Here is a 9,096-nt window from a genome sequence, read left to right as displayed (position 1 = left end):
GGCCGCGCTCATCGCTGCCGTGGCCGTCGCCGACGCCGGAGTGGGACTACTGACCCGGTGGCTGTCTTCCGTGATCGGCGAAGGCGTGATTGTCGACCTGCGGACGCGGGTGTTCGACCATGTGCAGGGCATGCCCATCGCCTTCTTTACCCGGACCCGTACCGGAGCCCTCGTCAGCCGGCTCAACAACGACGTCATCGGAGCCCAGTCGGCGTTCGCGGGCACTCTCTCCGGTGTAGTCAGCAACGTCGTGTCCTTGGCGCTGACCCTCATTGTCATGCTCAACACGTCCTGGCTCGTCACCGTCCTCGCGATGGTGCTGCTGCCGATCTTCCTCATTCCCGCACGCCGCATGGGCTCCAAGCTGGCCGACCTCCGTCGTGAAGCCGCGTCCCACAACGCGGCCATGGGAACCCAAATGACGGAGCGGTTCTCCGCACCCGGCGCCACGCTCGTCAAACTGTTCGGCCGCCCGGACGAAGAGTCCGCCGAGTTCGCCCTGCGCGCCGGCCGTGTGCGTGACATCGGCGTCCGCACCGCCATGTTGCAGTTCACGTTCATCACCGCACTGACCCTCGTTTCCGCCCTGGCCCTCGCACTCGTTTACGGACTGGGCGGTTGGCTTGCGCTGAGCGGGCAACTGGCCGCGGGCGACGTCGTCGTACTGGCGCTGCTGCTTACCCGCCTGTATGCGCCGCTTACCGCACTGTCCAGTGCCCACGTTGAGGTCATGAGCGCGCTGGTCAGCTTCGAGCGGGTCTTCGAGATCCTGGACCTCAAGCCGCTCATCCAGGAGAAGCCCGACGCCGTCGCGGTGCCTTCGGGCCCTGTTGCGGTGGAGTTCGACGACGTCCGCTTCGCCTATCCGTCCGCGGACAAGGTGTCCCTTGCCTCGCTGGAGGAAGTGGCGACGCTTGATACCCGCGGCGGCGAGGAGGTCCTGCACGGAATCAGCTTCCGCGTGGAGCCCGGGCAGACCGTTGCGCTCGTGGGGTCCTCCGGCGCGGGCAAGTCCACCGTGGCCCAGCTGCTGTCCCGGCTGTACGACGTCGACTCCGGCGCCGTGCGATTGGGCGGGCATGGGCGAGGTACCGGCCTGGATATCCGGGACGCAACGTTCGATTCCCTCCGGGCGACCCTGGGCATGGTCACGCAGGACGGCCACCTCTTCCATGAAAGCATCGCCTCCAACTTGCGGTTGGCCCGGCCGGGAGCGACGGACGAGGAAATGTGGGACGTGCTCCGGCGCGCCAGGCTCGAAGCGATGGTCCGTTCCTTGCCGGATGGCCTGGAGACCGTGGTGGGGGAGCGCGGCTACCGCCTTTCCGGAGGAGAACGCCAGCGGCTCACCATCGCACGCCTCCTCATCGCCCAACCCAGGGTCGTCATCCTCGACGAAGCAACGGCAGCCTTGGATTCCACCAGCGAAGCCGCGGTCCAGGCGGCCTTGGGCGAGGCACTCGAGGGACGCACCGCCGTCGTGATCGCCCACCGGCTCTCCACCATCCGGGCCGCCGACGTGATCCTGGTGGTGGAGGACGGATCGATCATTGAGCGCGGCACGCACGCAGAGCTCCTCGCCGCAGACGGGCGCTACGCAGAGTTGTACAACACTCAGTTCGCTGAGGCGACGGCTGTGGCACAGGAAGCTGTTCCGGAGCTGTAGGCGCGGTGCCGGGCTTCAGCTCCTGGTGTGTTGACGGACTTCCGGGGCCACTTCCACGCGGTTCCTGCCGGCGGACTTGGCCGCGTACAGCGCCATATCGGCCTCTTTGAGGAGCCGCTCGCTGCTGACGCGATGGCCGGGCACAAAGGCCGAGAGACCGGCGCTCAAGGTCAGGGTACCCGAGGGGTTACCTGAGTGCGCGATGCCCAGCTCCCGCACGGCCTCCAGAGCGCGGGCGAGCCTGGCTTCTGCGCCGGATACCGTCTGGCCCGGCAGCAGGAAGAGGAATTCCTCCCCGCCGAAGCGGTAGATTCCGTCGCTTTCGCGCTTGGGCGGCAAGGGAGGCCGCAACCGACTGCAATGCGAGATCTCCGGCCTGGTGGCCATAAAGATCGTTATATCTCTTGAAGTTGTCCACGTCGCAGATCGCCAGGCTGTAGTCCGTTCCGTAACGGGCGCATCTGTGGTGCAGCTGTTCCAGGTCCTCCGAGAGCTTCAGCCGGTTGTGGAGCTTCGTCAGGGGATCGGTGCGCGCTTGCTCCGCGAGCGCGGCACGGTAGCGTGCAAGATCGGTGTGCAGCGAAGTCACCCTTTGAGCCACGAGCAGCCGGGTATGCAGGGCGAACGGGTCAAGCGGCTTGGCCACGTAGTCGTCAGCACCGGCCTGCATGCCCGCGACGACGTCCTCGCGTGAATCTTTCGAGGTGACAAGGACAAGGTAGGTGTAGGAGTCCTCTTCCGCGCTGCGAATGGCGCGGCAGAGTTCCAGTCCGTTGAGCCCGGGCATCATCAGGTCAGTCACCACAACTTGCGGCCGATGTTGCCTGTACAGCTCCCAAGCGGAGTTGCCGTCCGCGGCCACGATGCATTCGTGGCCGGACTGCTCCACTGCCGCCTTCGCCACGAGACGCGAACCGAAATCGTCGTCCGCCACCAGGACCTTCACGAGGCCACCGACAGGGCGTGGTCCAACGCTTTGTCAACAAGTCCCAGTTCGGCCTCAAGGCCGGCCAGGAGCGCGGGATCGACAGGCCCGCCGCTTGATGAGCTGCGTTCCAATTCCTCGCACATCCGTGCCGCGCGCGCGGCCCCGATGTTGGCTGCGGCTCCTTTTAGCTTGTGGGCAACGTGCCTGAAAGTGTCTCGGCTTCCGTTGTCCAAAGCGTGGCGGAGTGCCTCCAGGCTCGGTTGGATGTCTTGCCTGAAGGCCTGGGCGGCGGCGGGCAGCAACCCGAGCCCGTCTGCCGGACCGAGGTCACGCAACGTTTCCAGCCTCGCGGGGTCGAGGACAGTGCCGCCGCCTTCCTTCGATGTTTCCGGTATCCATCGCGAGAGAACCCGCTCCAATTTGTCCACGTCCACCGGTTTGGTCAGATAATCGTCCATGCCGGCCGCAAGGCAGCGCTCACGATCCTCATCGAGTGCGCCTGCCGTCATCGCAATGACCGGCAGCCGCCTGCGCCCATCGTGCCGTGCCCGGATGGCTTTGGTGGCCTCGAATCCGTCCATGACGGGCATATGGCAGTCCATCAGGACCGCGGCATACTCTGTGGCCGCAGTGGCGGCAACTGCTTCGCTGCCATCAGCTACGACGTCGGCCTCGTACCCGAGCTTCGCAACCATGCTGCGGGCCACGAGCTGGTTGACCTCGTTGTCCTCGACGACGAGAATCAGGCCGCGCGAAGGCTGGCTGATGGTCACCGGGATGGCTGGAAGGACCACGGGAGCCGCGAGCGGGCGGGCCGCGACAAGACGCATGAGGCGGTCGTAGAACTCGGAGCTGCGCACCGGCTTGGTCAGCCATTCCTGGACCCCGGCGGCCACGAGTTCGGCTTTGTCCACATTCATGGTGGACGTCAGCATGATGATCCGGGTGGATGCGAGCGCGACGTCGGTGCTCAGCTGGTGTGCCAACTCCAAGCCGTTCATGTCCGGCATGCACATGTCGAGCACCGCAATGTCGAAGGGACGTCCGGCGGCGGCCTCTTCGCGGCAGCGGTCCAGGCCCTGTTGGGCGTCGCTGACAGCTTCCGGTTTCATCCGCCAGCCAGCCAATTGCCCCTCGAGCACCAATCGGTTGGTCGAGTTGTCATCCACCACAAGGACCCGGAGTCCCGTGAGCTGGTCGGGCGAGATCGACGCCGGAGCTGCCGCAGCTTCGCTCACTGCCAAGGGAAGGGTGGCCCAGAAGGTGCTCCCGTTGCCCAAGGAACTGTCCACCCCGATTTCGCCGCCCATTACCTCTGTAAGCCTCCGTGAGATCGCCAGTCCAAGGCCGGTCCCGCCGTACCGCCGGGTAGTGGAGGCATCGGCCTGCGAGAACGACTCAAAGAGCCTGTGGTGGTCTGCCGCGTCGATCCCGATCCCGGTGTCGCGGACCTCGAAGCGTACACGAACGTTCGCGGATTCTTGCTTCACGAGCTTCACGCTGATGACAACTTCCCCTGAGGGAGTGAACTTCACGGCGTTCGAGGCCAGGTTGAGCAGGATCTGCCTGATGCGGCCGGCGTCGCCCACCAGCATCGCCGGAACCTCCGGGCGGCAGTACGCAATCAGCTCCAGGCCTTTGGCCTGTGCGGCCTCGGCAAGGAGGACCGCGAGTTCCTCCACCAAGGTGCGTGGATTGAAGGGAGCAGGGTCCAGATCGACCTTGCCTGCTTCGAGTTTCGAGAAGTCCAGGATGTCATTGATCAAGGACAGCAGGGATTCGCCCGCGCCCTTGACGCCTTCGGCATATTGGCGCTGGGTTTCCTCCAAGGGGGTGTCCAGCAACAATCCGGTCAGCCCGATCACTCCGTTCATCGGCGTGCGTATCTCATGGCTCATCGTCGCGAGGAACTCCGACTTCAAGCGGCTGGCTTCCTCGGCGGCTTCCCGGGCGGTCACCAACTCGGCCTGGGCGATCCTGCGTTCGGTGATGTCCTGGGCGATCGTGGCGACTCCGCGGATGCCGCCGGTGCCGCGGATCGGAGACATCGTCAGGGAAACGGGAACGATGGAGCCGTCGATGCGGACCCGTGCTGTTTCGTAGCTGTGGGTTTCCCCGCCGGCCCGGATGCCCGCCAAGAGCTCTTCTTCCTCCTCCTGAAGTTCGTCCGGAATGATGAAGGAAACATGCCTGCCGATTGCCTCGGCGGCGCTGTATCCGTAGATCCGTTCGGCTCCGGGATTCCAGCTGGTGATGACACCGTCCAGTGACTTGCCCACGATTGCATCCGCTGAGGAGTTGACGATCGCGCCGAGACCTTCAAGTTCCGCTGTACGCTCGGCAACCTTGGATTCGAGATCCCGCGTGAGGTTGATGTTCTCGAGGATGATCAGAATCTGGCGGGTGATGGCCAGGGCCAGGGCAGTGAGCCCCACGGCCTGGAGGAAGGGGTCCCCGGGACGCCCGACCCGGATGGGCGCCACCATCACGGCACCCAGGACAGGGACGTAGGGGAGCAGTTCCAGGGCCAAGGTGTAGAGGCGCCGCTCCGTCCGGGGACGCGGGGCGTAGGGGACCAGCGGGGCGAGGGCTATCAGCAGGAACGCCGTGATCCAGCCTGCCGCCAGGGGAGTTCCGGTGAGACCTGTGACGCCCTCGGACGTCAGGTCCACGTACGTACTGTCAGTGATCGCAAGGACGAGGAGTCCGCCACCCAGGCAGACCCACCTGAGGCGTTCCCCTGGTGCCCTCCGCATGGTGAGCATGAGGACGATGGAGACCATCGCAATGTCGGCAACCGGATACGCGAGGCCGGTGAGGTGGACGAGGGTCTCCTGCCCTTCGGCCTTGTACATGGAGCCGAGGACGGTAGCCCAGCTCATGAACAGCACTGCGGACGCAATCACTGCCGAATCCAGGAGTGCACGCAGGAAAGCAACCGAGGAGACCCGGGGACGAGGGAACAAGTAGAGGGCTATGGCGGCAGGGATCGAATAGCCGACGAAAGCGGCGTCGGCCACGGAGGGGTAGGGGTAGTCGTGATCGAGCGTCAAGCCGTAGAAGGTCCAGATCGCTTGTCCGGTGGTCCAGATCAGCGTGGCTAGGCCCATGACCCGCCACGCACGGGCGCTTTCATCCTTGCGCCGCCCCGCCCATGCACAACTGGCTGTGGCGAGCAGCGATGCTGCCAGGATGGCGAGGTCACCGGCTGACTGGGCCCCGGACGTCCCTTGGTTTGCGCCGAGGATCGCCGCCAGGATGGCCACCGCCGCAGCGGTGACGATAACAGTCCAGGCGAGGGCGGGCCTACGCAAGGCGTGGCCGTTCATGCCGACTCGCGGGTTGCGACGGCAGGGACCCCGGGAGGAAAGCCGGGCAGTGCGTTATCGGGAGTATGAAACAGCCAGAGCGAGAGCCTGCGGTACGCCTCCCAGTCGCGGTCACGAACCCGTAGCGAAGCAGTGTATTCTCCCTTCGAACTAGACCACACCCGGACGATATCCAGGGGGATCCGTGCGTCTCCCGGGAGTTCCAAGAGTACGCGGCCTGATTCCGGCAGCGCGTCCGCCCCGACCCGGACTGCGGCGCCTCCCATGGAAATGTCCAGCAGTTGGCCCGGGACCCCGGAAACCGTGACAGGTACCTTGACGGTGACCCTGTGGGCGCTCCTGCGTGATGTGGCGAATTCGGCGGCCCTGATCCGGAGCGTCCCCAGCACCAAGACAACCCCCGCCAGCACCAGCCAGACTCCGGCGGCAATCGTGGAGCCAGGACTCGTCCGCCAGGGCACCCAACCGAGGACTCCGGCCGTCGCATAGAGAATAATCGCGCCCACGATGACAATCAGCACAATGAGGATCCGCGGGGCCCTTCCGCGGAGTCGAAGTTCCGCGGCGCCTTTCGGGGTGACTTGAAACTCCAAGGACTTCCGGGAAACGAGCCACCAAAGGCAGGCCATCCCGACAGGAACCCGGAAAATCCGCAGGGCGAACGCCGTCGGCCAGTGGATCTGGTGGCGCATGAGCCTCTTGGCGCCCCACAAACGCACCCAGAACATGGCGGCGAAGGCAAGGGTGAACTCAACGGGCCCGGCGGTGGAGGTCTGCGCGCCGGAGACCATGACCGCCATGGGGATGATGAAGGCAATCAAGGTGGCAATGCCCTCAAGCCACCATAAGGTTCCGTTGATGTATTCGTGGAAGTTCCGCCAGGTCATCCAGCTCTTGGCCGCCCAAAGGCGCTCGTAGGTCAGGATCTGCATCGCGCCCATGCCCCAGCGTCTGCGCTGCAGCAGGTATTGATCGGCCGTTGCCGGGGCCAGGCCAACTGCCAGGGTCTGGTGGTGGTACACGGTCTTCCACCCGAGCCGGATGAGCTTGAGGGTGGTGTGCATGTCTTCGGTGATGGTCTCGGTGGCTACTCCACCTACCTCGCGAAGCGCCTTGATCCGGAGCAGCGAGGTTGAACCGCACCAGAAAGGTCCTGCACCGGGAACATTGCGCGAAGGCATCAGGACGTTGAAGAACAACCCCTGTTCGCCGGAGATGCCGTCGTCGTCGAAGGCTCCTGAGTTGTAGAACGCCTGCGGCCCCTGGATGAGGGCGATTTCCTCGTCGGCGAACCAACCCAAGGTGGCCGTCAGGAATGTTGGGAGGGGCACGTGATCGCAGTCGAGCACGGCAATGACGTCTATTGGGTCTTTTCCGGCTGCTTCCTCCGCAGCCATCAAATCCAATGCATGGTTCATGTTGCCCGCCTTGGCATGGTCGTGCTCGGCGCGGGTGACCACTCTTGCACCGAAGGATGCGCACATCTCGGCAACCCACGGGCGGCTTCCATCATCCAATACCCACGTTTCGTGGCGCGGTTGAAGCGCGCAGGCCGCGGCGATGGTGGGCGCAAGGACTTCGACCGGCTCGTTATACGTGGGGATCAGCACGGCGACCTTCATGCCATTGGGAGCTTCGGCAACCGGCTCAGGCGCATAACAGTCGATGTTCCACAGAGTGATGGATTTCAGGACCAGCCTATCAGGGGAAGGGCCTCAAACGTCACCAGCGTCCACGCGATGACAAGATCCCCGCCACCAAGCGGCATGGTGAATGCGACCCGCCACGTCAGGTAGAGCAACAACGCTGCTATCGCAGCTATCCCGCCGGTCCTGGCCATTCTGCGGGAACGGGGAGCTTCGGGCGCGGGAGAACCCAGTTGCGCCGCCCAGCCGGCCATTCCGGCCGTCGAGTACGCCTTGACCTCCACAGGAGTGTCACGGAACTGCGGACGTTCTCCGCCGACGTCCCCCCGGACGCGTCGGCGCTGTTCAAGAGATTGCATGCGATCCCCCAGCTGGATCTGACAATGCAGCCTGTATCAAGTTAAAACAAACTGTGCGATCACTATAGCCAGTTCTCACCGGATTTTCATGGCAAAACAGGGAAGTTCAGGCCCCGACACGCATGGCTTTTCCGGGAGCGGGAAGGCCTACTTTTTCGCGAGCAGGGGCAGGACGTGGTCCGTCAGGAGCGGAGCCAAATCGTCCGGAAGTTCAGCAGAGAGATCCAACCACCGGATCTCTGCGATCTCGGCCGAAGGGCGGGCTTCCCACGTGCCCGGTGCGGTGAAGACGGTGGCCTCGATGTCAGTCGCGGCCTCATTGGCGGCGACGGCGAGCCAACTCCCCAAGGCCTCAAGGTCGGCCGGGTCGATCTCGATTCCGACTTCCTCGGCCAGCTCGCGGGATGCCGTCTCCGCCGCGGTTTCACCTGGCTCGGGCTTGCCGCCGGGGTGCATGAACTTGTCCGTGCCGCGCTTGCGCACGGTCAGCAGCCGTCCGGCGTCGTCGTAGACGCAGACCGCGCTGACTACTATCAGGTCCTTGGCTGGACTGTTGCTGGTCATGTCTCTCTCCTTAGCCGGGATTCGAGCAGCAAGTCCTTGGCTGGTCCGTGCACGTCCCAGGCGTAGCTGAAGGCATCCGGCCCGCCCCAGAGGTAATTGACTTTGTAGTCATCGGGATCGCACCAGTGGGTGTCCTGGTTGGCGTGGTCGCGGAAGCTCATGCGGTGGAACGGTTTCCCATCAGGGAAGTAGACATCCATGGCTTCGGGGGAGTCGGAAGGCCGCAGGAGGTATTCGCGGAAGGCGGGGCCGGTGTGGGTGGGCCAGGTCATGGTGCCGTCTTCGCGAAGGAAGAGACCGCCGTCGGGGGTTTCCGAATAGCGCACGACGCCGGCAAAGGTACCGCGGGTGCCGCCCGCCCGGTCCCACAGAGACCGTTCCACGGTCCAGCTGCCCAGCAGGTAAGCCCGCAGGTCTTGCGTCGGAGACGATTCGCGCAGCTGGTCTTTCAAGTGCCCTCGATTGGAATCGAACCAACGACACCGGCTTTAGGAGAGCCGTGCTCTATCCACTGAGCTACGAGGGCCTGTGCGCGTGCTGGAAGCTCCTGGGAGCCGCTCGCCGGGCACGCATACAAGCATACAAGCTGCCGGGGCGGCCCTCG

The 9,096-nt window shown here is 64.7% G+C and carries 6 protein-coding genes, 1 tRNA gene and 1 pseudogene; 1 reads left to right on the top strand and 7 read right to left on the bottom strand.

What is annotated here, in order from left to right; genetic code table 11:
• On the top strand, positions 1-1,666 hold a 1,666-nt coding region (locus tag AHiyo1_RS07870; protein WP_059388186.1), incomplete at its 5' end, for an ABC transporter ATP-binding protein.
• A gap of 15 nt (positions 1,667-1,681) precedes the next feature.
• On the opposite strand, the pseudogene AHiyo1_RS07865 reads toward AHiyo1_RS07870, so the two are convergent.
• The 7 genes and pseudogenes from AHiyo1_RS07865 to AHiyo1_RS07835 all read right to left on the bottom strand — a co-directional run bounded on the left by AHiyo1_RS07865 (position 1,682) and on the right by AHiyo1_RS07835 (position 9,018).
• Positions 1,682-2,555: pseudogene (locus tag AHiyo1_RS07865) on the bottom strand (GGDEF domain-containing response regulator).
• A 53-nt stretch (positions 2,556-2,608) separates the two neighbouring features.
• Positions 2,609-5,923 carry a PAS domain-containing hybrid sensor histidine kinase/response regulator gene (locus tag AHiyo1_RS07860; protein ID WP_059388184.1) on the bottom strand — a complete coding sequence of 1,105 codons (3,315 nt, stop codon included), beginning with the start codon at positions 5,921-5,923 and terminating at the stop codon, positions 2,609-2,611.
• Entirely contained in the window at positions 5,920-7,533 is a 1,614-nt protein-coding gene (locus AHiyo1_RS07855; RefSeq protein WP_172465524.1) for a glycosyltransferase family 2 protein, read from the bottom strand. The genes AHiyo1_RS07860 and AHiyo1_RS07855 overlap by 4 nt, the downstream gene beginning before the upstream one ends.
• A gap of 77 nt (positions 7,534-7,610) precedes the next feature.
• The gene (locus tag AHiyo1_RS07850) at positions 7,611-7,928 is read right to left on the bottom strand and encodes a hypothetical protein (protein ID WP_148667461.1); all 318 of its coding nucleotides are present in this window, start codon (positions 7,926-7,928) and stop codon (positions 7,611-7,613) included.
• 147 nt (positions 7,929-8,075) lie between these two features.
• The gene (locus AHiyo1_RS07845) at positions 8,076-8,492 is read right to left on the bottom strand and encodes an NUDIX hydrolase (protein ID WP_059388181.1); all 417 of its coding nucleotides are present in this window, start codon (positions 8,490-8,492) and stop codon (positions 8,076-8,078) included.
• Entirely contained in the window at positions 8,489-8,944 is a 456-nt protein-coding gene (locus tag AHiyo1_RS07840; protein ID WP_253257207.1) for a DUF6314 family protein, read from the bottom strand. The genes AHiyo1_RS07845 and AHiyo1_RS07840 overlap by 4 nt, the downstream gene beginning before the upstream one ends.
• A 1-nt stretch (position 8,945) precedes the next feature.
• Positions 8,946-9,018: transfer RNA gene (locus tag AHiyo1_RS07835), tRNA-Arg, on the bottom strand.
• Between the last annotated feature and the right edge of the window lie 78 nt (positions 9,019-9,096).

This window comes from Arthrobacter sp. Hiyo1 (assembly GCF_001263615.2).
Classification (GTDB): domain Bacteria; phylum Actinomycetota; class Actinomycetes; order Actinomycetales; family Micrococcaceae; genus Arthrobacter.
Note: the sequence above shows the minus strand (reverse complement) of the source record. Positions and strands in the feature narration are given on the sequence as shown.